Origin of the sequence: Rhodococcus gordoniae (genome assembly GCF_001646655.1) — a bacterium.
Lineage (GTDB): Bacteria > Actinomycetota > Actinomycetes > Mycobacteriales > Mycobacteriaceae > Rhodococcus > Rhodococcus gordoniae.
Genome location: NZ_LPZN01000071.1, coordinates 1 through 22,824, shown reverse-complemented (window position 1 = coordinate 22,824; position 22,824 = coordinate 1). Strand labels below are relative to the sequence as shown.

The 22,824-nt window shown below is 67.0% G+C and carries 24 protein-coding genes; 7 read left to right on the top strand and 17 right to left on the bottom strand.

The genetic code is table 11. The features are described 5' to 3' along the window. The first annotated feature begins 62 nt into the window (after positions 1 to 62). Entirely contained in the window at positions 63 to 767 is a 705-nt protein-coding gene (locus tag A8G18_RS21020; RefSeq protein ID WP_064065411.1) for a DUF899 domain-containing protein, read from the top strand. Positions 768 to 836: 69 nt separating this feature from the next. Here A8G18_RS21020 and A8G18_RS21015 read toward each other — a convergent pair whose 3' ends face one another. The 4 genes from A8G18_RS21015 to A8G18_RS21000 all read right to left on the bottom strand — a co-directional run bounded on the left by A8G18_RS21015 (position 837) and on the right by A8G18_RS21000 (position 4,791). Further along, on the bottom strand, positions 837 to 1,388 hold the full coding sequence (locus A8G18_RS21015; RefSeq protein WP_064065410.1) for a dihydrofolate reductase family protein: 552 nt from the start codon (positions 1,386 to 1,388) through the stop codon (positions 837 to 839). Positions 1,389 to 1,446: 58 nt separating this feature from the next. Next, on the bottom strand, positions 1,447 to 2,253 hold the full coding sequence (locus tag A8G18_RS21010) for a glycoside hydrolase family 19 protein (protein WP_245207981.1): 807 nt from the start codon (positions 2,251 to 2,253) through the stop codon (positions 1,447 to 1,449). Between the two features lie 722 nt (positions 2,254 to 2,975). Further along, positions 2,976 to 4,025, bottom strand: a complete 1,050-nt coding sequence (rsgA, locus tag A8G18_RS21005; RefSeq protein WP_064065408.1) for a ribosome small subunit-dependent GTPase A — start codon at positions 4,023 to 4,025, stop codon at positions 2,976 to 2,978. A gap of 100 nt (positions 4,026 to 4,125) precedes the next feature. After that, a complete protein-coding gene (locus A8G18_RS21000; RefSeq protein WP_064065407.1) occupies positions 4,126 to 4,791 on the bottom strand; it encodes a class I SAM-dependent methyltransferase in 666 nt (221 codons plus the stop codon). A 129-nt stretch (positions 4,792 to 4,920) separates the two neighbouring features. Between A8G18_RS21000 and A8G18_RS20995 the strand changes: the two genes are divergently transcribed. Beyond that, positions 4,921 to 6,228 carry an alpha-hydroxy-acid oxidizing protein gene (locus A8G18_RS20995; RefSeq protein WP_064065406.1) on the top strand — a complete coding sequence of 436 codons (1,308 nt, stop codon included), beginning with the start codon at positions 4,921 to 4,923 and terminating at the stop codon, positions 6,226 to 6,228. 7 nt (positions 6,229 to 6,235) lie between these two features. Here A8G18_RS20995 and A8G18_RS22915 read toward each other — a convergent pair whose 3' ends face one another. From A8G18_RS22915 to A8G18_RS20950, 10 genes are all read right to left on the bottom strand, one after another. Beyond that, on the bottom strand, positions 6,236 to 6,376 hold the full coding sequence (locus A8G18_RS22915; RefSeq protein WP_157100864.1) for a hypothetical protein: 141 nt from the start codon (positions 6,374 to 6,376) through the stop codon (positions 6,236 to 6,238). Positions 6,377 to 6,399: 23 nt separating this feature from the next. Beyond that, complete coding sequence (locus A8G18_RS20990; protein ID WP_064065405.1) at positions 6,400 to 6,705, bottom strand: hypothetical protein; 306 nt, start codon at positions 6,703 to 6,705, stop codon at positions 6,400 to 6,402. Positions 6,706 to 6,860: 155 nt separating this feature from the next. Continuing rightward, positions 6,861 to 8,276, bottom strand: a complete 1,416-nt coding sequence (locus tag A8G18_RS20985) for a phytoene desaturase family protein (RefSeq protein ID WP_064065404.1) — start codon at positions 8,274 to 8,276, stop codon at positions 6,861 to 6,863. Beyond that, positions 8,273 to 10,090: a DUF3556 domain-containing protein gene (locus A8G18_RS20980; protein ID WP_064065403.1), complete on the bottom strand. Its 1,818-nt coding sequence runs from the start codon at positions 10,088 to 10,090 to the stop codon at positions 8,273 to 8,275. Before A8G18_RS20980 ends, A8G18_RS20985 begins: the two co-directional genes overlap by 4 nt. Before the next feature lie 72 nt (positions 10,091 to 10,162). After that, positions 10,163 to 11,626, bottom strand: a complete 1,464-nt coding sequence (locus A8G18_RS20975) for a class I adenylate-forming enzyme family protein (protein ID WP_064065402.1) — start codon at positions 11,624 to 11,626, stop codon at positions 10,163 to 10,165. Between the two features lie 130 nt (positions 11,627 to 11,756). Further along, positions 11,757 to 13,070: a PucR family transcriptional regulator gene (locus A8G18_RS20970; protein ID WP_064065401.1), complete on the bottom strand. Its 1,314-nt coding sequence runs from the start codon at positions 13,068 to 13,070 to the stop codon at positions 11,757 to 11,759. A 73-nt stretch (positions 13,071 to 13,143) separates the two neighbouring features. Further along, positions 13,144 to 13,440, bottom strand: coding sequence for a hypothetical protein (locus tag A8G18_RS23715; protein WP_016935061.1), 297 nt, complete (start codon positions 13,438 to 13,440; stop codon positions 13,144 to 13,146). 90 nt (positions 13,441 to 13,530) lie between these two features. After that, on the bottom strand, positions 13,531 to 13,833 hold the full coding sequence (locus A8G18_RS23710) for a hypothetical protein (protein WP_129976794.1): 303 nt from the start codon (positions 13,831 to 13,833) through the stop codon (positions 13,531 to 13,533). 189 nt (positions 13,834 to 14,022) lie between these two features. Beyond that, complete coding sequence (locus tag A8G18_RS20955) at positions 14,023 to 14,859, bottom strand: hypothetical protein (RefSeq protein WP_016935677.1); 837 nt, start codon at positions 14,857 to 14,859, stop codon at positions 14,023 to 14,025. Continuing rightward, positions 14,856 to 15,695, bottom strand: a complete 840-nt coding sequence (locus A8G18_RS20950; RefSeq protein WP_064065398.1) for a MerR family transcriptional regulator — start codon at positions 15,693 to 15,695, stop codon at positions 14,856 to 14,858. The genes A8G18_RS20955 and A8G18_RS20950 overlap by 4 nt, the downstream gene beginning before the upstream one ends. 140 nt (positions 15,696 to 15,835) lie before the next feature. Here A8G18_RS20950 and A8G18_RS20945 point away from each other — a divergent pair, with 140 nt between their 5' ends. Beyond that, positions 15,836 to 16,807 carry a pirin family protein gene (locus A8G18_RS20945; protein WP_064065397.1) on the top strand — a complete coding sequence of 324 codons (972 nt, stop codon included), beginning with the start codon at positions 15,836 to 15,838 and terminating at the stop codon, positions 16,805 to 16,807. A gap of 300 nt (positions 16,808 to 17,107) precedes the next feature. Here A8G18_RS20945 and A8G18_RS20940 read toward each other — a convergent pair whose 3' ends face one another. From A8G18_RS20940 to A8G18_RS20930, 3 genes are read right to left on the bottom strand one after another with little or no spacing between them, the layout of a single operon-like run. Beyond that, positions 17,108 to 17,722 carry a maltokinase N-terminal cap-like domain-containing protein gene (locus A8G18_RS20940; protein WP_064065396.1) on the bottom strand — a complete coding sequence of 205 codons (615 nt, stop codon included), beginning with the start codon at positions 17,720 to 17,722 and terminating at the stop codon, positions 17,108 to 17,110. Positions 17,723 to 17,765: 43 nt separating this feature from the next. Beyond that, positions 17,766 to 18,170 (bottom strand): DUF1304 domain-containing protein, encoded by a 405-nt coding sequence (locus A8G18_RS20935; protein ID WP_064065395.1) that lies wholly within the window; start codon positions 18,168 to 18,170, stop codon positions 17,766 to 17,768. Continuing rightward, the gene (locus A8G18_RS20930; protein WP_064065394.1) at positions 18,167 to 18,622 is read right to left on the bottom strand and encodes a cupin domain-containing protein; all 456 of its coding nucleotides are present in this window, start codon (positions 18,620 to 18,622) and stop codon (positions 18,167 to 18,169) included. The genes A8G18_RS20935 and A8G18_RS20930 overlap by 4 nt, the downstream gene beginning before the upstream one ends. Positions 18,623 to 18,709: 87 nt before the next feature. Here A8G18_RS20930 and A8G18_RS20925 point away from each other — a divergent pair, with 87 nt between their 5' ends. The 4 genes from A8G18_RS20925 to A8G18_RS20910 all read left to right on the top strand — a co-directional run bounded on the left by A8G18_RS20925 (position 18,710) and on the right by A8G18_RS20910 (position 22,555). Next, complete coding sequence (locus A8G18_RS20925; protein ID WP_064065393.1) at positions 18,710 to 19,819, top strand: helix-turn-helix transcriptional regulator; 1,110 nt, start codon at positions 18,710 to 18,712, stop codon at positions 19,817 to 19,819. A 258-nt stretch (positions 19,820 to 20,077) separates the two neighbouring features. Further along, on the top strand, positions 20,078 to 21,067 hold the full coding sequence (locus A8G18_RS20920; RefSeq protein ID WP_064065392.1) for an NAD(P)H-dependent flavin oxidoreductase: 990 nt from the start codon (positions 20,078 to 20,080) through the stop codon (positions 21,065 to 21,067). Between the two features lie 19 nt (positions 21,068 to 21,086). Then, a complete protein-coding gene (locus A8G18_RS20915; RefSeq protein WP_064065391.1) occupies positions 21,087 to 21,671 on the top strand; it encodes a PadR family transcriptional regulator in 585 nt (194 codons plus the stop codon). 113 nt (positions 21,672 to 21,784) lie between these two features. Beyond that, positions 21,785 to 22,555 (top strand): 8-oxoguanine DNA glycosylase OGG fold protein, encoded by a 771-nt coding sequence (locus A8G18_RS20910; RefSeq protein ID WP_064065390.1) that lies wholly within the window; start codon positions 21,785 to 21,787, stop codon positions 22,553 to 22,555. Positions 22,556 to 22,824 lie beyond the last annotated feature (269 nt).

The following is a 22,824-nucleotide window of genomic DNA, read 5'->3' as shown; positions in this document are numbered from 1 at the left end:
GAGTTTCGGGCCTGCCCCCGGTCGACATTCGTGAACGGATCCGTCCGACTCCGGGAGACGTCATGACCCAGCAGACCACCCGCGCCCTTCCCCCGATCGTCGACGAGCAGACCTGGCGGTCGGCTCTCGCCGACCTGCGGCGTCGAGAGAAGGCCGCCACTCGCGAACTCGACGCCATCGCGGCACAACGTCGCCGACTGCCGATGGTCGAACTACCCGACTACACGTTGATCGGCGTCGGCGGCCCGATCCGGCTCGTCGATGTGTTCCAGGGCCGCTCGCAGCTCATCACCTATCACCACATGTGGTCCGACGGCGCCGAATGGCAGTGCGGTGGATGCACGAGCCTCACGACACAGTGGACCCGGCTCGGCATCCTCGACAACTACGACGCCCGCATGGTCATCGTCACCGACGGACCGATCGACGAAGCCCTGGCCTACAAGACGAAGGTCGGCAACACGATGGAGTGGTACTCGTCGTCGGAGAGTTCGTTCGGTGCCGACGTCGACGCACCTCCCGGTGGAGGGTTCGCGGTCAACGTGTTCCTTCGCGACGGCGACAAGGTCTACCGCACCTGGCACACCACCGGCCGCGGAACCGAACAGCTCAGCTACACCTTCGCCCTGATCGACCTTCTTCCGTGGGGTCGTCAGGAGGAATGGCAGGATTCGCCCGAGGGCTGGCCGCAGTCGCCGACCTATTCGGGGTGGCTCGATTCGCCCGACGTGGCGCGGCTCTACGGCCCGGGCACCGGCGCGCGGTGAAGGCGGGTGACATGGCGGACGCGACCCCGTCACGCGCCTGGTAGGTGGGAACCGGTGTGTCACAGGAATTCAGTCGGCAAGGTAGCGCAACATCACTGCGGTGGCGAAGTGACGTGTCTCGACCAGGCGCAGATCCACGCGTTTCTCCAGGGGCGGGAACATGGGTGTGCCACCACCGAGCAGGACGGGTGAGACGAACACCTGGTACTCGTCGACGAGACCGTGGGGGATCAGCGACGCGGCGAGGTTCGCCCCACCGACCTCCATGACTCCGTCGCCTTCGGCTTTGAGTCTGCGCACCTCCTCCACCGCGTCGTCGCTGACGAGGCGACTGTTCCAGTGGACTTCGGTAAGTGTGCGGGAGAAGACGACCTTGGGCGTGGTCGTCCACAGTTCGGCGAAGTCGCGCTCGATGGGCGAGGCATCGTCGGGCAGGTGCGGCCAGTACTTCGCCATCAACTCGTACATCCGCCGGCCGTGCAGCGAGAGCTCGAGCTGACGGAACCGGTCGTTGTGGAACCGGTGCAGTTCGTCGTCGGGGTCGGTCCAGTCGATGTTGCCGTCGCGGTCGTTGATGTAGCCGTCGAGGGACACGCCGAAGTCGTAGATCAGTTTTCTCATGATCCGATAGACCGTCGGCGCGCCCCGAACTCATCGGCCCGGTGCGACTGTGTGGCGCTTACGGCTGAAGCAGCACGTCCAGACCACGCTTGAAGTCGTCGATGCGGCGACCGAGCGCGTGGTGACCGCCGTTGACGAGCTCGGACACCCGGACGATCCCCGCGGTGTCCGCGACCTCGTTGAGGTTGCGCGAGGTCCAGTACCAGGCGGCGGTGGTGAAGGCGTTCTCCGGCGCAGCGAGCAGCTCGGGGTGCGCGACGAAGTCGACGCCGACGTGTTCGCTGACCTTCTCGTAGTTGTGACGGCCCGTGATCTGGATCGCGCCGCGCCCCTTGTAGCGTTCCCCGTCGCCGGGCTGGGTGTTGCCGAGGTCGGCTCGCCCCTCGTAGGCGCGTCCGGACGCGTACTCCTCGAAGGTGCGGAAGGAATCGGATTCGACGGCGAGCTGGGCGATGAACGCCGCCTGACGGACCGGGTTGTCGATGCCGCTGCGCGTCATCGCATCGTTCAGCGGCGCGATGTACTGCTCGATCTTCTCTGCCGGGATACCCGGCACGATGCGGGTCAGCTCCTCGGGTGTGACCGCCGGCGGTACAGGAGGCGGAGCGATCTCCGTCGCGACCTCCACCACCTCGGCCGACTCCGTGGAGGTGGCGTCCTCCACGGAGTCCGTCACGGTCCAGCCGTCGGCGGACAGTGCGTCGAAGTCCAGCGCCCGGATCAGAGCGCGGGGCTCCTGGAATCCGGTCGGTGCGGAGGTGGCGGTGTCGGCATCGGCGGCGGACGTACCGACGCCGATGGCGGTGGTGAGAACGGCAGCCGCGGCGAAGGCGGCACGGAAACGGCGCAATGATGAAACGGACAAGGTCGTGCTCCAAAATCGGCCGAATCGTGTCCGGCCCTCAACGGGGCCGCGGGCATCGCCGGCGGGATCTGGACCACCGCACGGAGCGTCATCACGCGACCTTCAGGTCACAACCAGGTAACGTCGCAGCTAGAGAGGTTTTCAAGCGATCGTGGCCGACGCCATCTGAACCGAGGTAAGTGAGTCACGCCATACTCGAAAGTCGATCATTGCGGCCCTCGCGTTCGGCCGGCCCGATAAGAACCTGCCGTAACGGCACCTGGCCGATCCTGCCCCTCGTCCACGGAGGATCGACGTGCTCTCACCGAATTCCTTGTGCATCAATACCTTCGATGACACGACCGCACGCGCCGAAGGTTCGCCTCACAGATGATCGAATCAGGCAGCGATGGGTCGCCCCCTCGAGAACAGACCGGTTCGATTCGACCGAGAAGGTGTACACCCCCGAGCCGGGTCGTAATCATTTCGTGTCCGACGACACACCTCGATAACGCGCTGCCGCAAGCAGAGGAGTCCATCCGCGTTCACGGTGTAACGGACCCGAAGGGGAAGTACCGACCGGTATGTTGACGCAGGTCGAAGGCCCCAACCATTCGGTCGGGGCCGTCCATGATCAGCGCGCCGAAACGGGGTCGACGCGGCGCGTTGCGGTAGCGAGCCCCGGTTCATCGCGCGACCTGCACTGAGGGGTACCGACCGCCCTGTATGCCGCGCCGAGAACTTCAACGGTCGCGGTAATACGCCCGGATCGCGCGGCTCATCACCTTGATCTCGCGGGTCCGCTCGTGCCGCAATCGGGCATCGGACCGGGCCGCGATCCGCTCGTTCTCACGCCGCAGTTTGCGATGGCTCTCCACTCGCCGGGCATCGAGGTCGCCGCGGTCGACGGCGGCACGCACCGCGCATCCCGGCTCGGTCTCGTGCGCACAGTCCGTGAAGCGGCAGTACTGCGCGAGCTCGTCGATCTCGGGAAAGGCGGACGCGATGCCGGCATCGGCATCCCACATCCCGACGCCCCGCAGGCCCGGCGTGTCGATGAGGGTCACGCCGCCACCCAGAGGGAACATCTCCCGATCGGTCGTGGTGTGCCGACCCTTGCCGTCCCCCTGCCGCACCGGCGCCGTCGCCTGGATGTCGCGACCGCACAGCGCGTTGACCAGCGTCGATTTCCCGGCGCCGGACGCTCCGACGAACACGACGGTGCCGTGGAGCAGCGCGCGCAGTTCTCTCAACCCGGATCGGTCCGGCGCGCAGACCTCGACCACACTCGCTCCGGGTGCGAGCACGGCGACCTGCTCGAATACCGGTTCGGTGGCGAGGTCGACCTTCGTCAGGGCGACCACCGGCTGCGCGCCGCTGTCCCAAGCCAGCGCCAGCAGACGTTCCACGCGACCGAGGTCGAGAGTGTCGGCCGCGACCGTCACCACGACCGTGTCCACGTTGGCGGCGAGGACCTGCTCTTCCGAACGGCCCGACGCGTCGGCACGACGAATCGCGCCGGTACGCGGCAGCACCGCACAGACCGTGCCGGTCATATCGCCTTCGGTGGGCGGTTCGCGCACGATCACCCAGTCGCCGGTGCAGACGTGGTGGCCCGCTGTCCGTACCCGCAGCGGACCGGCGGAGGTCACGGCGTCACTGTGACCGCGACCGACCCGCACGATCCTGCCGGGGGATTCCTGGATGCCGTTGTCCGCGAACCGTTCCGCGATCTGCTCGGACCAGCCGTACTCGACCAGCGGATCGGTTCCGGGTGGGACATCGGGGTGCACGGTGACTCCTGGATCATGACGAGGCGCGGGTGGTCCGCTCCGACAGATCCGATGGTGAACTTCGCACCCCGGCAATGCAATCGAATTTCCGCGTGCACCCTCAACCGCGGTGGGCCGACAGCAACCAGGCCGGGAGCATCGAACGGCCCTTGTCGTCGCGTTGCCACGCGGCAGCCTCTTCGTCGCCGAGAAATGCGTGGATGAAGGCCGGCCGCACGTCGTCGACGGTCCAGAACTCGGCAACCACGTCGCGCAACTCGTCGTCCGTCACGGGATTCGGTCCCTGGCCCTCTTCGGGGAAGGCGTCCTTCGAGAAGGCAAGGACGAAGAAGGACGCACTCGGTGCAGCGGCACGGGTGACGGCGCTCAGGTAGGCGCGGCGCCGGTCCACGGGCAGCGAATGGAACAGGGTGCTGTCGACGATCGTCGCGAACCGGCCGTCGAATCCCGTGAACGACGTGATATCGGCGACCTGGAAGGTCGCGGTCGTCAGACCCCGCTCCGACGCCGCGGCTCGAGCTGCCTCGATGGCTGTGGGCGACAGATCGAGACCCACCACCGTGTACCCCTGTGCCGCCAGGTGGAGGGAGGTCTCGGCATGTCCGCAGCCTGCGTCCAGCACATCGCTGCGGAATCCGCCCTCGTCGATCGATCGGGCGATCTCGGGTTGGGGTTCGCCGATGTTCCACGGTACGGGGCCCGAAAACCCTTCGGCGACTCCCCGGTAGATGTCGTCCCACGGTGCAACCTGGCCGTCCTCGGTCATGGATCCGACGGTACGCCCGCCGCCGGATCCGCCGCACCGATTCCGAATTCGACACCGGTAACCGGTTCACTCGACCGGGTTCGTGAGGAAGGATCGACAAGCGCCACCGCTCGAGAGGGGAACTCACTCGTGACCGAAACTGCTGCCTCTGCACCCGCCGGCCCCGGCCGGGAACGTCAGGGGGTCGTGTACCGCAACGGAGCGTTGGGCCGGCGTCCGGCCGTTCCGACCTCCTTCGGCGACCTCGAACGCGCCGCGCGGCGTGCGAGTTCGAAGCGGGCCTGGGCGTATGTCGCGGGCGGTGCCGGCGAGGGACGCACGATGCGCAACAATCGGCGTGCGTTCGACCGCTGGGCGATCGTCCCGCGTATGGCCCACGGCGTCACCGAACGCGACCTGCGTACGACTGTGGCGGGCACCTCGCTCTCCTCGCCGCTGTTGCTGGCCCCGGTCGGAGCGGGAGCGTTGATGGCCGCCGACAGCGACCTGGCGATAGCGCGGGCGGCCGCCGCGACCGGCGTGCCGTACATCTTCTCCAATCAGGGCTGCAATTCCATGGAGGACTGTGCTGGCGCGATGGGCTCTGCGTCCCGCTGGTTCCAGCTGTACTGGAGTTCCGACGAGGATCTCGTCGACAGCCTGCTGCGACGGGCCGAAGCAGCCGGCGCCGAGGCCGTCGTCGTCACCCTCGACACGACGATGCTGGGATGGCGTCCGCAGGACCTGAATCTCGGGTCGTTGCCGTTCGCGCGCGGCGAGGGCATCGCCCAGTACACCTCGGATCCTCGCTTCCTCGACATCGTCCGGCAGCGGATCGACGCCGCCCGCGAGATGGTGACGGAGCGACCCGATGTCACGTTCGGCGCGATCCGCACACTGGTGTCGATGACCCGTAACCATCCGGGCCGATTCCTCGACAACCTCCGTTCCCCCGTGCCGCGCGCCGCTGCGGAGACCTTCCTCGACATCTACTCCAATCCGGGACTGAGCTGGGGGCATCTGGCGACGTTGCGTGAGCGGACGCGCCTTCCCATCGTGCTCAAGGGAATTCTGCATCCCGACGATGCGCGTCGCGCCGCGGATCTCGGCGTCGACGCGATGGTGGTGTCGAACCACGGTGGACGCCAGGTCGACGGGTCGATCGCCTCGCTCGATGCTCTGCTCGACATCCGTGCCGCGATCGGCCGGGAGCCGACCGTGCTGCTGGACAGCGGGATTCGCAGCGGTGCCGATGTCTTCGTCGCGCTCGCGCTCGGCGCGGACGCCGTGCTGCTCGGCCGGCCCTACATGTACGGCTTGGCGATCGCGGGTCGGCGCGGTGTCGAGGAGGTGGTCCGCAACGTGATCGCCGAGTTCGATCTCACCATGGCGTTGACCGGCGCCCGATCGGTCGCCGATATCGACGAGCGGTTCGTCCGGCCGAATCCCTCCTTCTGAGACAGGATCAGCCCTTGCGCGCACGCACCTTGCGGTACGGGGTCTCGTCGATGCGCGTGGTGATCTCGGCGACCATCTTGTCGTACGACTCGTTCTTGCGGGCGATGCCGATGAGCCGCTCGGTGGTGCGCGCGGCGCGGAGGTTCATCGGGCGTCCTTCGACGCCGTACATCAGGCGCGCCACTCCGGCAGGCGCGACAACATGCCGTCCTGCACCACGACGAAGGTGAACACCTTCACCGGATTGCCCCACAGGCTCGGCTTCCGGAGCGCGTGCGTCGCCTCGGCGACAGCGACAACCAGTGGCGCTGCTCGTCGACGTACGCCACGAGGTCGGTACGGGTCGCGGGCGGTCCGGAACTGCGCGACGAGTTCTGCGGCGATGCGCTGTTCCCGCCATGCCCGCGACGCGAGAGGACGGATCGGCGTACACCCTCCACGAGACGGAGCCGGGGCCGCAGTAGCCGTCGTCTTCACGCGGCGCGTTCCGGGCAGGGTGGGGGGTAATTGCGGTTACGGGTAGGGCTCCTTCAGCACCGGGGGAAGTGCATATCGGGAGAATGTCATTTCCGTGTGCGAAGTTTCGCGCGCCGCTCAGACCCCTCACCCCACACTCACCCCGGAAGATCACCTCATGTCTTCAGGTACGCCAACGCCGACCGGGCGGCGTGGTACCCACACATGCCGTGCGCCCCGGCACCCGGCGGAGTCGCCGCCGAGCACAGGTACACGCCGGAAACGCCGGTCGCGTACGGGTCCAGAGCCGGGCGGGGCCGGAGCACGAGCTGCACCGCACTGTTGGCTCCGGTGACGATGTCCCCGCCCACGTAGTTCGCGTTGTGGACCGACATCTCGGTCGTCGTCCGCACGTGCACCGCACGGATCGTGTCGCGGAAGCCCGGGGCGAACCGTTCGATCTGAGCGGTGATCAGCTCGGTCGCGTCGCCGGTGTACCCGTGCGGGACGTGCGCGTAGGCGTAGAGCGGGTTCAGGTTCCCTGCGGAGCGCGACGGGTCGGCGAGGAACTGCTGGCCGACCAGGACGTAGGGGCGATCGGGCATGGTCCCCCGGTTCACCTGACGCTCGACCGCCGCCGTCTCGGCGTACGAACCGCAGACGTGGACGGTGCCGGCGCGGCGGGACGGTTCGTGCTCCCACGGCACCGTGCCATCGACGGCGTACTCGACCTTGAACGCCCCAGGCCCGTGCTTGTACCGACGGTAGGCGCGGGCGGTGCGGCGAGGCAGCCTGGCGCCGACGATCCGCACGGCGTCGGCGGGTGAGGTGTCGAGGAGCACCAGATCGGGGTTGCCGAGTTCGTCGAGGGACTCCACGCGCACCCCGGTTTCGACGGTGCCGCCGTTCTTCTCGATCAGCGACGCCATCGCTGCGGCGATCGCGCGCGATCCGCCCTGCGCGACCGGCCACCCGTAGGCATGCGCGGCCGTGCCCAGCGCGATGCCGATGGCCGAGGACATCGGCGAGCCGAAGGGCCGCAGCGCGTGCGCTGCGACCCCACCGAACAGGGCGCGCGCCTCGGGTGTCGACCAGGCGCGCGCGAGCACGTCGGCGGGCATCGCGGCGAACATCCCGAACCTGGCGAGCAGCACCGGATGGACGGGCACGTGCAGCATCGGGCGCAGGAAGTCCTCGGTGATGCCGCCGAATCGTTCGGTCAGCGCACCGAAGATCCGGCGCCACACGGCCCCGTCCGTCCCGAGCTCCGCGGCGGTGTCGTCCACCGATCGATAGGCCGCGCCACCACGTCCGCCGTCGAGCGGATGGGTGTACTGCACCTCGGGCCACGACCAGATCAGACCGTGTTCCGCGAGGTCGTACCGCCGGCTGAAGGGTGTGTCCACGGCCAGCGGGTGGAAGCCGCTGCATTCGTCGTGGAGCAGACCCGGCAGGGTCAGCTCGCTGCTGCGCGTACCGCCACCGATCGTCTCGGCTGCCTCGAGCACTCGCACCCGTACGCCCTCGGAGGAGAGGACGACGGCGGCAGCGAGCCCGTTGGGTCCGCTGCCGACTATCACCGCGTCGGTCATGCTCCAACCTTGACACGATCGGGCCGGACCTGCGGGTGGAGGTAGGCCGTCCCGGCCGGTTCGTAGCCGGCCATCCGCCAGGTGACGGTGTGCGGGATCGGGCCGTCGGGCAGCCACGGCTGCGCCGAGACCGCGTCCTCGATGTGATAGTGACCGCGCTCGACGACACCGAGCGCCGCGTCGATCACCTTGTAGTCCAGCGTCTTCCGATGGATCGGCTGGGATTCTATCCAGACGATGACGCATTCTCCCGGTTCGAACCGGCACCGCGCCTGGACCGCACTGATCGTCTGCTCGTTGTGGAGGTGGCCGTCGCCGAACTGCCAGCCCACCAGGGTGGTGCAGGTGAACTCACCTTCGCGGATGCGGTAGTTCTCGAGCTTGTCGAGGTGCCGCATCATCAGCGACATCAACCCGCGGCCCTGGCTGTGCATGGTGCGCCATGCGACCGCCTTCTGCATGAAGATCTCGGCGACCTCCTTGCCGAACGCCCCACTCAGCTGGTCGATCTGGTTGTCGTTGAACTTGGTGAGGTTCTCGTTGAGCTTGTTCTCCGCCTCGTCACCGCGGAAGGCCCACAGCGCCGACGCCCAGTTGCCGGCGTACTGACGCATCGACGGCAGGAAGGAGACGAGGTCGGGGCGCACGTTGCCGAGGATCGGGAACAACAGGAAAGCGACGAGGATCGGTGCGAGGATCCAGACGGAACTCACGTCGCCCACCCCGTAACCGGCGCCGGTGGGGAATCCACCGAAGAGCCAGACCGCGGCGAACATGTAGAAGACGTTCCACTCGAGCGGGACCGCCAACGGGAAGGTCGAGGTGATGAAGATGTGGAACATGACCATGCCGATGATGGCGAGCCAGGTGATCGCCGTGTTCGTGGAGAACAGCAGCACCAGCGGGACGACGAGTTCGACGACGGTGCCGCAGACATGGGCGAGGAACCAGCTGACCTTGGACGGACGCAGGTCCTGCGGGAAGTTGCGGTAGAGCGAGCGCTTGAACCGCTTCGAAGTGATCCACGGGGTGTTGCTGAGCATCGGCGGGATCACATTGGTGAAGTGGTGGCCGAACTTGGAGACACCTGCGCCGAACCACACGGTGACCAGCGCGATCTTGGCTGCCAGGATCATATCGACGTGGTTGCTGAAGATGCCGAAGAAGAACATGACTGCGACGTACTGTTCCGAGCGTGCGGCCAGGAAGACCACGCGGTCGCGCAGGCCCATGACGATGATGAGGCCGACGTAGGTCAGCAGCGCCCACTGCGGGAGCAAGCCGACCTCGCTTCCCGGCAGGGCAGCGGTCGTGACGCCGGGTCCGAGCAGCAGGAACAGCAGCGTGGCCAGGAGCGCGAAGTAGATCGCGACGTCGACGACGGTGCGATGGTCACCGCGGGTGAACGGCACCACCTTCGGCCAGGGTGGGAGCCGCAGGGTGCCGCGGCGGGTCCAGTAACGCCAGCCACCGGTGAACGGCTTGAACTTGAACGCCAGCGGTCCGGAGGACGACGCGTAGCCGGTGATCTCGAACAGGATCGTCCACACCATCAACTTCTGGTAGACGATCGGCTCGCCCCACCAGCCGGCGAGATCGGCGAAACCCAGTCCGGGCGTGGTGAGTCCGACGACCGCCACCCCACCGAGAACGTAGAAGATCAGCTTGCACACGTACAGCATGTGCATCTGTTTGGGGCTGCCGAAACCGTATTCGGCCCAGTGGGTCGCCAGCACCCGCATGCGCTCCATGAAGGGCATGTCGTCGTAGGTGGCCGGGTCGACCGGTGGCATGTCTGCCGTCTTGAATCCCATTGTTACTCCTGAAGGTGGGCAGGGCTCATCACCGCGAGGGGAACTCGCGTCGAGGTAGGACGAGAGATGGGGTCAGGCGTGTTGCAGTGTGCGCCTGAGCGAGGGCTTGTCGATCTTGCCGACGGGGTTCTTCGGTAGTGCGTCGAGGATGTCGATCCGCTCGGGCACCTTCGCGCGCATCAGGTGCCGCCGGCAGTGCTCGAGGAGGCCCTCGGCGGTCGTCGTCGCATCCGGGTACAGCACCACGTAGGCGACGGGAACCTCGCCGAGGACCGGGTCGGGCCGGCCGACGACCGCGGCTTCGAGAACGTCGTCGATCGAGGTAAGGACGGTTTCGATCTCCTTGGGGTAGATGTTCTCGCCACCACGGATGATCATGTCCTTGACGCGGTCGACGATGCGCAGATAGCCGTCCTCGTCCAGGATCCCGATGTCCCCGGTGTGCAACCAGCCGTCGCGGACGGTCTCGGCGGTCGCATCGGGGCGATCGAGGTAACCGCGCATGACCGTCGGCCCCGCGATGACCACCTCTCCTGTCTCGCCGGACGCCAGCAGTTCCCCGTCCGGCGACATGATCCCGATCCGCTGCCCGGGCAATGCCGGTCCCACCGTTCCGAGCTTGCGGACGCCGTCGACGGGATTGCAGGCGGATGCGCAGGTCGCCTCGGTGAGGCCGTATCCCTCGACCATGACGAACCCGAAGCGGTCGTGGCACCGCTGCAGCAGTTCCTTCGGGACCGGAGCCGCGCCGCACACCACGAACCGCAGCGACGAGGTGTCGGGCCGGACGGTGTCGGGCAGCGCGGCAAGCATCGCATAGATCGCGGGTACAGCGGAAAAGTATGTGGGGCGGAGCTTTTCCACGTGGTCGAAGAATCGGCTCGCGGAGAACGATCCGATCACACTGAGCTGTCCGTGCGAGCGCCAGACCGCCAGTGCGCTCACCATGATCGCGTTGACGTGGAACAGCGGCAGGACCAGCATGCAATGGTCATCGGCTGTGAGACCGAAATGGTGCGCCATCGTCGACGACATGGCCTCGGCATTGTCGTGATCGAGTATCACGCCCTTCGGCCGGCCGGTGGATCCGCTGGTATAGATGACCAGGCTCGGTTCGTCACCGCGCAGGGCCACGGGTTCGGGGCCGTCGCCCTCGACGGCGAGATCGTCCACGGTGATGCTCGACCGGCCGCCGTCGGGCGCGTCGGTTCCGTTGTTGACGACGAGGACAGCACCGGAGTCCGAGATCTGATAAGCCGCTTCCGATTCCGTGAACGCCGGATTGACGGGTGTCGCGGCAGCACCGAGACGCCACGCCGCGAGCATGGCGACCAGCAGTTCGACCCGGTTCGGCAGCATGATCGCGACGACGTCGCCCGCACCGACGCCGTGTCGCGCGAACTGCGCTGCGACAGCGCGGGTTCGGTCGTCGAGCCGGGCGTAGGTGAGTTCGAGCCTGTCGTCCCGGACCGCCGTGCGAGCGCGATCCTCGGCGGGGACATTCCAGGGGAGAAAGGGAAAGCGGGAGAAGGGCATCTACAGCTCCTCGGTCCGACGAGCACGTATCGGTTGTGATGCACGACACTATGCGGCCGGCGTGATCCAAGACACGTCCCCGCGAGACCAACTTCGACGCTGCCGTTGTCGAATCTGCACAAAAATCGGGTCAACGACGGGACGCGCGCTTCCCCATGGGCATCAGCACGGGTCGTCCGAGCACGTGACAGACGTGCAGAGCCAACTCGAGATCCAACCGGTTGTCGGAGATGGGCCGTCCCCGTTCCTCCTCCGCCTTCTGCAGCCGGTACTTCACGGTGTTCCGATGAAGGACGAGTTCCTCGGAGGTCTGCACATAGCTTCCGCCGGTCCGCAGGAACATCCGCGTCGTGTCCCGCAGACGCTCCGCGGCCGGGTTGTCGATCGCGAGTCGGCCCAGCGTATCGGCGACGAAACGCCTGGTCGTCGCGAGGTCGCGTGCCAGCACCGCCGTCGCGGACATGCCGTCCTCTCCGTAGTACACCGCTCGGCTGTGCGGAACGGTCGCGGTGCTCGCGACGATCCGCACCGCTTCGGCCTGCTCGTGGCTGCGCCGGAACCCCGCGACCCCGACCCCCGGCTTCCCGAATGTCACGCGCAACCCGGGGACGGCCTGCACAACGGTCCGGAGGCGTGGCACGTCGACGACCGTGCCACCCGCCGTCGTCGTCCACAACCAGGCCGTGCGGCGATCCACCGGGACGAGCAAAGGCGACCCTCCCCCACCGGCCGCGACCGTGAGGGTCTCCGCTGCCGCCGCGAGGGTCGGGGTCTGGTCCGCTCCCTGGGCCGGGCCTTCGATCCACGCGATCGCACCGAGGTGGGTTCCGTCGAGCCGGTAACCCGTCTTCGTCGCGAACTCCTCGGTATCGAACGCACCGCCGCTCAACACCTGTTCCACCAGCGCCGACGTCACGTTCTCGGACTGCCGGACCAGCACCCGCTGCTCTTCTTCGTGAGCGTCGAGCACGACGCGCGTCATCCAGTCCACATACTTGTGCATCCACCCGGCGAAATGGTGGAGCAGCTCGAGTTTCAGGTCGGGCGCACAATCGAGCTGCTGGATCTCCGCGAACATCTGGTTGAACAGGTCGTCGGAGCCGATGTGGTAGGCCCGGCGCAGCGCAGCCGCAGGAACGCCGTGTCGCGCGAGCCTGACCGCATACTCCGTGGCGGCGGTGATCGGCTGGATACGATCGAGCGGGATGTCGTTGCTGATCATGTGCAGGATGGTGGCGACGTTGCCCTCCACGCTCGCGCGCAGCATGTCGGTCAATTCGGACTCGCCGAGATCTTCGACGGCCGACTCGATCGCCGCGTCCATGCTCGCGACGATCTCGTCGGACCGCCGCTGCATCCGCTCGCCGACCACCACCACGAGTTCCTGCACATCGGCGGCACGCGTGTCCTTCGACGGAGTACCGCGTCCGGCGTCATCGCTCATTGCACTCGTCTACCAGAAAACTCTCGTGCACAGTGTGCGATCACCACACCACCGACGAGGTCCTACACGAACGTCAGCCCGCGGCGTCGTCCTGACATGCCGCACAGCCTCCGGCAACGAAGGCCGACAACGGCATCATGTAGCGCAGGAACAACACCTTCTTCGGCACAGTGGTATCGCCCCACGGCAGTACGGTCACGGTCGGATCGACGACCGAGGGAAGGTCGGACGGCGCGGCGATCGCATACGTGTAGTAACCCGACGCGTCGAGTGCGCGATGATCTGGTCGAAGCCTGCCTGTGCGAGCTGTGCGGCGGGTCCGGTACAGGAAGTTCGGGTCGAACGGCTGCTCGCACGGTTGCCTGAGCATCGTCGCCCCGCCGAGGCGCCTGGTCACCTCGGGGCAACGGCACGCCGTCGCTGAGCGATGCGGCGTCGTCGGGCACGGACACGCGGATGATCAGAAGCCCACCGGGGTGCTCTGCCCCTCCGGAACACCGCGGATCTCGTTGCGCGCGTGGTCCGCCGGACCGGGTACCACAGTGGCATGCCACTTCTGCTGTGACGGACGGCGATTCCGCGCCGCTGATTCCGCGAACGGATTCCCGCTACCCGAATCCGGCACGATCATGTCGTCACGCAGCAAATCGACGGTGTCGAAGTTCGTGCCGTAGGTGTCGAGCGAGAAGTACCGCGCGGCCGGATAGGTGCCGGACACCTCGATCGAGTCGCCCGGGCCCAGCGCAGAAGGCCGGTTCGGCACCGTCGGCCGGGGGCACGGCGAGCGTGACGCTCCCGCACAGAAACGCAAGCGCGGCGACGATACGAGCACAGAGGACTCGGGACGAATTGCGGGACACGGGGACTCCGTTCGTCACATACACGATGAACGCGGGTCACCGCCTGTGAAGCGAATTCCGTGGACGAAATCGTCGATTTCACCCTCGCCGCATCAGGTGAGAAGCGCGGCGTCGAGTACTCGGCGCGCCACCGCGGGATCGTCGACGTGGATCGAGACCCGGCTCACGAGCGCCGGACGGCGGCGGTGTTCGAAGAATGCCGGCAACAGGACGTCGACAGGTTCCGCGAGCATGAGGTCGAGATTGGTGCCGTCGGGTCCGGGCAGGAACAGCACCTCGCCATCCACGCGCGTCTCCGTCGGCCGGAAGCGGTGGCGAGGAGTGCATCGCTGCAGGTTGTCGGCGCCGATATGTGCCACGACCTGATGTCCGGCGCGCAGGACCAGGCCGTCCCGCGTCAGAAGATGCGGATTGACGACACGATCCGCGAGCCACCCGACCAGGGGAAGAAGTGAGCACACCGAGACGATCGACAACGTCCAGCGCAGCCACTCCCAGGGCACGAGTATGTGGACCACCGCGATCTCGATGACCGACGCCACGAGCCACGCGATCGGCACGCTCATCGTGCCGCGGGTGTAGCCGATCGTCGTCACCCCGGGGCCGGCATCGACTCGACGCCCTCGTATCAGCAACCACAGTGCGCGGTAGCTTCTCAGCTCCGCGCGCATCAGGGTTGCGGGCACGCGGCCGACGAGTTCGTCGAGCACCCTCGCCCATGGGGCTTCGGATCGGCGCAGAACTCGGATGCGCACTGCTCCGACGATCAGCACCAGGACCCCGAGAGGTAGCTCGAATCCGAGCCAGACCTTCAGCGCGGTCGCCGGGGCGAAGACGTCCAGCGCAGCAAGGACGGCGTTCGTGCAGGCCACTACTACGGTGAGGACAAGGGCGGCCCGGTGGACGAGCCGGACGGTGCGCTCGGTCATGACCGCGCTCCGTGCTGTTGCGGTCCCGATTGTTCGGCGACGCGCCGGACGAACCCGATCGCGACGGCCTGCTGGGCCGGGTCGGGCAGGAACTCGGCGAGAACGTCGATGTTCGATTCGAGGGCCGTCGCCGCCTCGGCCGCCCAGGAGCCGAGCACCTCCACCATGATCGGGATGTCGTCGAGAAGTGCGGTCATGCCGTCGATCACGGCGGTGATCTCGTCGGCCGCGGCAGCGGAATCCTGTCCGGCGAGTCCGCCGAAACGTCGGTAGACGGCAACCATCGCGTGTCGTTGTCCGGGGTCGTCGAGCAGGGTTCGCAGTGCCTCGAGGTATTCCGGTGGGGCCTGTCCGGTGAGTGCGAGCATCTCCCAGCTGTCGCGCTCGCGCACGAACAGAGTCCGGGTACGCGGGTCGTCCTCGCCGTCGATGAGTTCGTCGAACGCATCGACGATCGGTGACGGCAGGGGCGAGAGCCGGTCGCCTGCGCGATGGCGCTCCAGGATCGCGGCGAGAGCATCACGCTTGACCTGCAGGGTCCGGATCTGGGCATCCGCCGCCTCGAGCAGCGATTCGAGGTCTGCAGTGAGATCGGACCCGGAATCGCGGTCGTCGCCGTCGATGAAGCGGCCGCCGAGAACTGTCGCCACCGAACCCAAGGGAACACCCGACTGGGCGAGCCAGCGGATGCGCAACAGGCGCACCAGGTCGGCGAACCCGTAGTCCCGATATCCGTTGGGTGCCCGTGGGGGTTCGGGCATGAGCCCGAGCCGGTGGTAGTGCCGGACGGCCCGAACGGTGGTTCCTGCGGCCTGGGCCAAGTCGCTGATCCTCATGGCTCCAGCATCGACCCTGACGCTACGACAGGGTCAAGTCGTGGATGCGGCGCACCTCGGGCGAGAACAACCCGAGGAGGACGGCGGTTGAGTGCAGTAAGGTAGTTGACAAATCAACTACATGACCGAGAGGGGTTACCGTGCCCGCCGTAACCGTCGACAACGTTCTCGCTCTTCCCCGCGTCGAAGAGCCCACACCCGGCGCGCTCTCGCGTCCCGTCCTGTCCGTGACCACCGCCCCGCGCGGCTTCGAAGGCGAAGGCTTCCCCGTCCGCCGTGCGTTCGCGGGCATCGAGACGAAGCACCTCGATCCGTTCATCCACATGGATCAGATGGGCGAGGTGAACTACGCGCCCGGCGAACCGAAAGGCACACCCTGGCATCCGCACCGCGGATTCGAGACCGTCACCTACATGATCGACGGCGTCATGCAGCATCGCGACTCCCACGGAGGCGGGGGCACGATCGGTGGCGGCGACACCCAGTGGATGACCGCAGGCAGCGGCATCCTGCACATCGAAGCGCCACCGGAACACCTGGTGGTCAGTGGTGGGCTGTTCCACGGCGTGCAACTGTGGGTGAACCTGCCCGAGGCCGAGAAGTTCGTCGCTCCGCGGTATCAGGACATCGGTGGCGGCGAGGTCGCCTTGTTGTCCTCGGCCGACGGTGGCGCGCTCATCCGGGTGATCGCCGGAGAACTCGACGGGCACCGCGGCCCCGGTTCGACGCACACACCGATCACCCTGTTGCACATGACCGTGGCGCCGGGAGCGAGCGTCACGCTGCCGTGGAACCCGGAGTTCAACGCGCTGACATACGTACTCGCCGGCGATGGCGCGGTCGGACCGGAAGACCGTCCGATCCGAACCGGGCAGACGGCCGTCTTCGGCAGAGGTGAGAGCCTGACCATCTCTGCTGCCGCCATGCAGGATTCGCGTACCGACGCGCTCGAGTTGTTCGTGCTCGGCGGCAAGCCGATTCGTGAACGCGTCGTCATGGCAGGTCCGTTCGTCATGAACACCCGGGCCGAGATCATCGAGGCGATGGACGACTTCCACGCGGGGCGTTTCGGGTCGATTCCTGCCGTGCGCGGCTCGGACGAGAAGGCCTAGACGCACCGGTCGCCCAGGGCCTCGCCCGCCGGAATGAAGATCCGGCGGGCAGGCAACCGGTACCGGCAACACCTCCGCTGGATCGACACCCGCCAGGGTTTCCCGTTCGCCGGGAACTTCGATCTCGCGATCCATGCGCACGCTCCGTTGACGGTGCACCTCGTCCAGATGTGGATTCCGCCGGACACCGCCGGTATCGAACCGAGTTACGAGGAACTGCCCGTCGCGGAGGAACTCGCGAGGGTAGGACCGGGCTTCACGGAGACGTTGCCCTCCGCGGCACTCGACGGACGAGACCGATCAGCAAATCGTGGCGAGCACACCTCCGCCACCTTCCCACGTGCCCATGAGGCCGGGACCGGCAAGCTCCACGACCGTCGGCAGGTGATGCACAACGATCGTGATACCCGCTGTGCCGATATGCGTCCGACTGTCGCTCTCATCGGTTGCATCGATTGTTGTGACTGCAGGGACCTCGATGCCCTCGGCACCACTTCCCCGAACGCGAACAGTTCCGGCGACCTTCCTCGGTTTGCCCCCGTCGACGTGGACATAGTGTTCGGCTTCGCTTCCGCCACTGCAGATCGTGACGAGTAATTGCCGGACGTAGACGGGATCGGTGGTCGCGTCGTAGACGAATCGGTGTCCCAGCACCGAATGTTCCGTCTCCCCGACCGATCGACCGTCGGGTAGTGGCGCCGAACGATAGGTCCAGGGCACCTGATAGACGACGCCTTGGGTGTCGCGCACGAGGTGGGTTTCGATACCGACCTCACCGGCCGGATCATCGAAACGAAACGCGCCGAGCCGGTCGACGTCGGAGTCGCCACCCCGGTAGAAGGACGTACGTGGGAGCCAATCCCGCAGCAATCGGCTCTTGGTGGGAGACAGTTCGGCGTCGTACAGGAGAGCCATGCCGTCGACAATAGTGCCGGCGCAGAGCGAATGGCCCCCGCACCTACGCCAGTGCCAGCGCCACGAGCGCGACCAGCGACGGCACACTCTGGCACAGCGACCCCACCACTCCGGATCCACGTGGGCGACTCATCGCCATCCGGTCCGAGACGAACAGCGCGACCCCGGCCGAGAACATGAACGCACATGTATAGACGACGAGCGTGCGACCCGGGGTCTCGTGCCCGGTCCACCACACGATCACCCCTGCGATGGCTCCGGATCCGAGGAACAAATTGTAGAAGCCGACGTTGAACGCCCACATCCGTACCGGCGGAACATCCGCAGTAGGGATGCGGAACAGGTCCCGGTGAATGCTCGGGCGGCGGAACAGGATCGTCTCCCACGCGAATGCCAGCACGTGTATCGCGGCGGCGACCAGCGCCGCGAGCTGCGCGATGAGGATCATGTCGCGGCCTCCTCGGCGAACCGGATGTCATAGCGAGCGGCGATCTGCGCGAGTGTGCTCGTCAGCACTTCCTCCGGAAGATGCGCCTCGCCCAGCGCGTGGAGATCGGTGAAGAAGCCTCTCATCCCGGTACCGGGACAGACGAGGAGGAACGCCGCGTCGTCGGTGAGCACCGAGAAAGTGTTCGATGTCCCCGCCTCGATGGTGAGCGTATCGCCGGCAGCGAGTTCACAACCGTAGCCGTCGAGCAGGGCGAGAATCCGGCCGCGCAGCAGGTGGTAGGTCTTGGGCCAGGGCTCGGAGTGCAGCGGCGGTGGAGTGCCGCAGGGCGCCTCGACCAGCATGACCTCGTAAGCGCCGCCGGTATGTTCACCGGACGACAGAACGGTGACGACGGCGTCCGGCACCGAAAGACGCCTACCCGTACCGGCCTGAGTGAGATGAGTGGACACACTGGCGACGCTAGGGCGCCGTCAGTGGCCGAACCATCCCCGAAACCGGGGATGCTCCGGCGGTTGGGGCCGGCGCATACTGGGCTCATGCTCGAAGTGCGGGCAGAGCGGGTCCGCCGTGAGATCCTGGAGTTCGCGGGCACCGGCGCGGGTGCCACCGAACTGCACGAACGTGCCATCGAACTGGTCGATCGCATCGTGCGCAGCGACCTGACGTGCTGGGCGCTGTTCGATCCCCTGACCCTGGCGTTCGGTTCGATGACCAGTGGACGCAACCGCATTCCTTCCGAATACGAGCCACTACTCGCCGAATCGGAATGCGGTGGACACGATCCCGCGACGTTCGCAGACATCGTCCGCAGTGGACGAACGGTGGTGCGGGCCTCGGATCTACCGTCGACCGAAGTCGCCCACAGTCTCCGGCACGCTGCGGTATGGCGCCCGCTCGGACTCGACTGCGAGGTGCGTGTCGTCTTCACGGCTGAGGGATTAGGTTGGGGATCAGCCGGTTTCGTCCGATCGGGTCCGGACTTCACGGATCGCGAACTGGAGTTCCTGGCGATGATCGCGCCGGCGGTGGCGGTCGCGACACGGGCGGCCGCCGCCCACTCCCTGCAGGCACGCCCCGGAGCCGATCCCGGTCCGGCGGTGATCGTGACGGACCCTGTGGGCGAACCGGTCGCGTCGACCGTCGCGGCGCGGGCCTGGGAGGAACGACTCGCCGGTCCTGTGCGACCGGCATTGCTGTTGCGGGCGGCAACGTTCGGAGCACGGGCGAGTTCGACCGGGGTGTTCCGGGCGCGTGTCCGCAACGAGGGCGGAGGCTGGATCGTCGTCCGTGCGGCGCCGTTGAGCGCCGACGGCGACGAGTCCCGCACCGCGGTCACCATCGAACCCGCTGCGGCCAGTGACCTCACAGAGGTGCTGTTCGCCGCGTACGCGCTGACCGATCGCGAGTGTGAGGTGTGCACCGACGTACTGAACGGGCTGTCCACCGCCGAGATCGCTCGGCACCGGGGCATCACGACGAACACGGTGCACGATCACTTCAAGTCCGTCTATGCGAAGACAGGATCGAGTAGCCGCGCGGAACTCGCCGCTCGGTTGGCCGGCCGGCAGATGCCACGGTCGTCGCTGTCGTCCCGGGCCGGCGCAGCGCCACGGAAATCGGTTCGGGGGGCGCGTCGGAACCCGTGAACGCCGGGGTTCGGGGTTGGATGTCCGTGTCCTCGACGTTGCCGGCACGATGCCCGGCCTCCCCGTGCGTCTGGACATCGTCGTAGAGATTCGTCGACCCGAACGACGCACCGTCCTGATGCACACGAGTGCATACAGCATGTATCAGCCGAAACATGCCGGCCCCGATCCGATCGAAGTCGCCCCATTGTTTTTTGCACCTTGTTGCACATAGGCTGCCGTCGAAGGGACCGTCCGGAGACAAGAAGGAGCCACACCATGACGCTGCCACCGATCCTGTCCGGCCCGCTGAGCGTGCCCCTGATCGCTTCCCCGATGTTCATCGCGTCGGGGCCGGAACTGGTGTCCGCCCAATGCCAGGCCGGTGTCATCGGGTCGTTCCCGGCGCTCAATGCCCGCCCCCAGTCGATGCTCGTCGACTGGTTGCACCAGATCACCGAGAGCAACGCCGACTATGCCGCACGCCACCCCGAGCAGTACGTCGCGCCGTTCGCCGTCAACCAGATCGTGCACCGCTCCAACGAGCGGCTCGAGCAGGACCTCGAAGTCATCGTCGAGCACCGGGTGCCGATCGTGATCACCTCCTTGGGGGCGCGAGAAGAGGTCAACGAGGCCGTCCATTCCTATGGAGGCATCGTTCTCCACGATGTGATCTCCAACGAATTCGCTCGTAAGGCGATCGACAAGGGTGCGGACGGAATCGTCGCCGTCGCCGCGGGAGCAGGAGGACATGCCGGCGTGCAATCACCGTTCGCCTTGCTCCAGGAGATCCGCCGGTGGTTCGACGGCCCACTGCTGCTGTCGGGATCCATCGCGCACGGCCGCTCCATCCTCGCCGCCCAGGCCGCCGGCGCCGACCTCGCGTACGCCGGCACCGCCTTTCTCGCCACCGAGGAAGCCCGCAATGCCGCCGATTACAAGAATATGATCGTCGACAGCACCGCCAAGGACATCGTCTACAGCAACCTGTTCACCGGGGTGCACGGCAACTACCTGCGAGGCAGTATCGTCGCCGCCGGCCTCGACCCCGACGACCTCCCCGAATCCGATCCGTCCGCCATGAACTTCGGCTCCGGCGGCGGCACCGACGCCAAGGCCTGGCGCGACATCTGGGGAGCCGGCCAGGGCCTCGGCGCGATCGAGTCCGTCGTCACCGTCCGCGAACTCGTCCAACGGCTCCGGGACGAGTACGAGCAGGCGTGGGGGTCCCTCGAACGACGCCGAGTCGTCATGATCGACGCCGGATAACGTGACCTAGGCTGACCCGATGTCACTCAGGTTCGCCATCCTCACCGCACTGGTCGAGCGCGACAGCACCGGACTGGAACTCGCTCGACGCTTCGACCGGTCGATCGGTTACTTCTGGCCGGCGACCCACCAGCAGATCTACCGCGAACTGGACCGGATGCGCACCGCCGACCTGATCCGCGAGGTCCCTGCGGACGGCAAACCCGGCCGAGGACAGCCCCGGCGTTTCACCATCACACCCGACGGCCGACGGCTGCTGCGCGGCTGGATCGCCGAGATCGAGGATCCGGACGTAGTTCGGTCCGGCATCTCCGTCCGTCTGCGCGCCGCCGCGGCCCTCGCCGATCCCGGCTCCGCGCGCCCGGCATTGGAACATCAACGCGCGTATCGGACGGCGATGCTCGAGCAGTATCGAGCCATCGAGCAACGCGACTTCGCCGAACTTCGGGGCGACGCGCGGCGTACCCTGCAACACCGCGTGCTGCGCCTCGGCATCGTCCTGGAGGAGACCTGGCTGGCCTGGCTGGACGAGACGCTCGATACGATCCACCGACTCGACACGGCACCGGATACTTCGGACGACCGGAGCGGAACACTGCCGTAGGCCGATCTACGGTAGGCGGTGAGCTCAGAAGTGCTGTCACCAGGGGGGCAACAGGTGTCCCACGCGCGTGTCCTGCCCCGGAGTCGCCCACCGTTCGTGGCAAGGTCGACAGAATGCATCCGTACGACCAGGGGTTCGAGCCTCCGCAAGCGTGTTCGGAGTGGTGCCGGGCGCGCTCGTTCGACCTGCAGGTCCTCGACGAGGGCGTCACCGTCGACCTGAAGTGGTGGAACGGCCATCTCGAGCGTGCCGGGCACGAGATCCGCCTCCGCGGCCGGAATCTCGACGGACGGATCATCGATGACGGTGACGCGATCGTCCAGCGCAACGACCTCCGTTCGGGCAGCGAACTGATCGATGCAGACCACGCCGGACTGGGTCTGCTGTTCCTGTGCGCGGCCTGGCGTAGTGCACACCCGAGACGACGCGGCGCCAGACGCTTTCCCGATGTCCGCGACGCACACGCCCCGAAGGACCGGGACAGGTTCGCCAAGATCAAGGGAGTCCTCGACTACTGCGCGAAGACCAAGTCGCTGCCCGAGACTGCTCGGCAGACCTGGTCCGGATGGCCGGATACCCCCGGGGTCGGCGTGCCGCTACTGGCGACCTATCTGTGGGCGGTCGAGGTCCGGACCGAGGCAGGGCCGGCGCAACTTCTCGATCAGCACGCGGTGTCGACGCTCATCCACGAAGGCTGGCTCGAGGATCCCTCGGTCGCCGACTTCACCTTGCGGCGCTACCACCGGTACGTCGAACTACTCGACATGTGGGCGTCGTTGATCACCACGCGTCCGGAGATGGTGGAGATGTGGCTCGTCGACCGCTGGCACGCCCGGATCTGTGAAGCCCGGGACGGGTCGCACGCGACGCCGCGCTTGTTCTGACACCGCTCGGTTGTGGACGCGAGGCCGCGCGAATCACGCCGTCGAGGTCGTCTTCCGAGTCTGATCGGCGGCAACGCCACGGCTCCGAGGAGCACACCACCTCGCGTTCGTGCCCTCGACATGCTGGTCGCGCTGCCGGGAAGGCGTCATGATGGAGGAGTGACGCCCGCGTCGCCCGGAGACTTCGCGTTCCTCGCCCGGATCCGTACTGGGGATCCGGAATCGCTGTGCGCCAGTTCTGTTCACGCGATCACCCGGACGCCCTTCCG

Bases quoted from the DNA above. Each gene is read 5' to 3' on its own strand.
- A8G18_RS20915 (WP_064065391.1), top strand. From the start codon at position 21,087: ATGTCACTCAGGTTCGCCATCCTCACCGCACTGGTCGAGCGCGACAGC.
- A8G18_RS20950 (WP_064065398.1), bottom strand. From the start codon at position 15,695: ATGAGGATCAGCGACTTGGCCCAGGCCGCAGGAACCACCGTTCGGGCC.
- A8G18_RS20920 (WP_064065392.1), top strand. From the start codon at position 20,078: ATGACGCTGCCACCGATCCTGTCCGGCCCGCTGAGCGTGCCCCTGATC.
- A8G18_RS21020 (WP_064065411.1), top strand. From the start codon at position 63: ATGACCCAGCAGACCACCCGCGCCCTTCCCCCGATCGTCGACGAGCAG.
- A8G18_RS20940 (WP_064065396.1), bottom strand. From the start codon at position 17,722: ATGGCTCTCCTGTACGACGCCGAACTGTCTCCCACCAAGAGCCGATTG.
- A8G18_RS20910 (WP_064065390.1), top strand. From the start codon at position 21,785: ATGCATCCGTACGACCAGGGGTTCGAGCCTCCGCAAGCGTGTTCGGAG.
- A8G18_RS21000 (WP_064065407.1), bottom strand. From the start codon at position 4,791: ATGACCGAGGACGGCCAGGTTGCACCGTGGGACGACATCTACCGGGGA.
- A8G18_RS20980 (WP_064065403.1), bottom strand. From the start codon at position 10,090: ATGGGATTCAAGACGGCAGACATGCCACCGGTCGACCCGGCCACCTAC.
- A8G18_RS20935 (WP_064065395.1), bottom strand. From the start codon at position 18,170: ATGATCCTCATCGCGCAGCTCGCGGCGCTGGTCGCCGCCGCGATACAC.
- A8G18_RS20970 (WP_064065401.1), bottom strand. From the start codon at position 13,070: ATGAGCGATGACGCCGGACGCGGTACTCCGTCGAAGGACACGCGTGCC.
- A8G18_RS20925 (WP_064065393.1), top strand. From the start codon at position 18,710: ATGCTCGAAGTGCGGGCAGAGCGGGTCCGCCGTGAGATCCTGGAGTTC.
- A8G18_RS20975 (WP_064065402.1), bottom strand. From the start codon at position 11,626: ATGCCCTTCTCCCGCTTTCCCTTTCTCCCCTGGAATGTCCCCGCCGAG.
- A8G18_RS20955 (WP_016935677.1), bottom strand. From the start codon at position 14,859: ATGACCGAGCGCACCGTCCGGCTCGTCCACCGGGCCGCCCTTGTCCTC.
- A8G18_RS20985 (WP_064065404.1), bottom strand. From the start codon at position 8,276: ATGACCGACGCGGTGATAGTCGGCAGCGGACCCAACGGGCTCGCTGCC.
- A8G18_RS22915 (WP_157100864.1), bottom strand. From the start codon at position 6,376: ATGAACCTCCGCGCCGCGCGCACCACCGAGCGGCTCATCGGCATCGCC.
- A8G18_RS23715 (WP_016935061.1), bottom strand. From the start codon at position 13,440: ATGCTCAGGCAACCGTGCGAGCAGCCGTTCGACCCGAACTTCCTGTAC.
- A8G18_RS21015 (WP_064065410.1), bottom strand. From the start codon at position 1,388: ATGAGAAAACTGATCTACGACTTCGGCGTGTCCCTCGACGGCTACATC.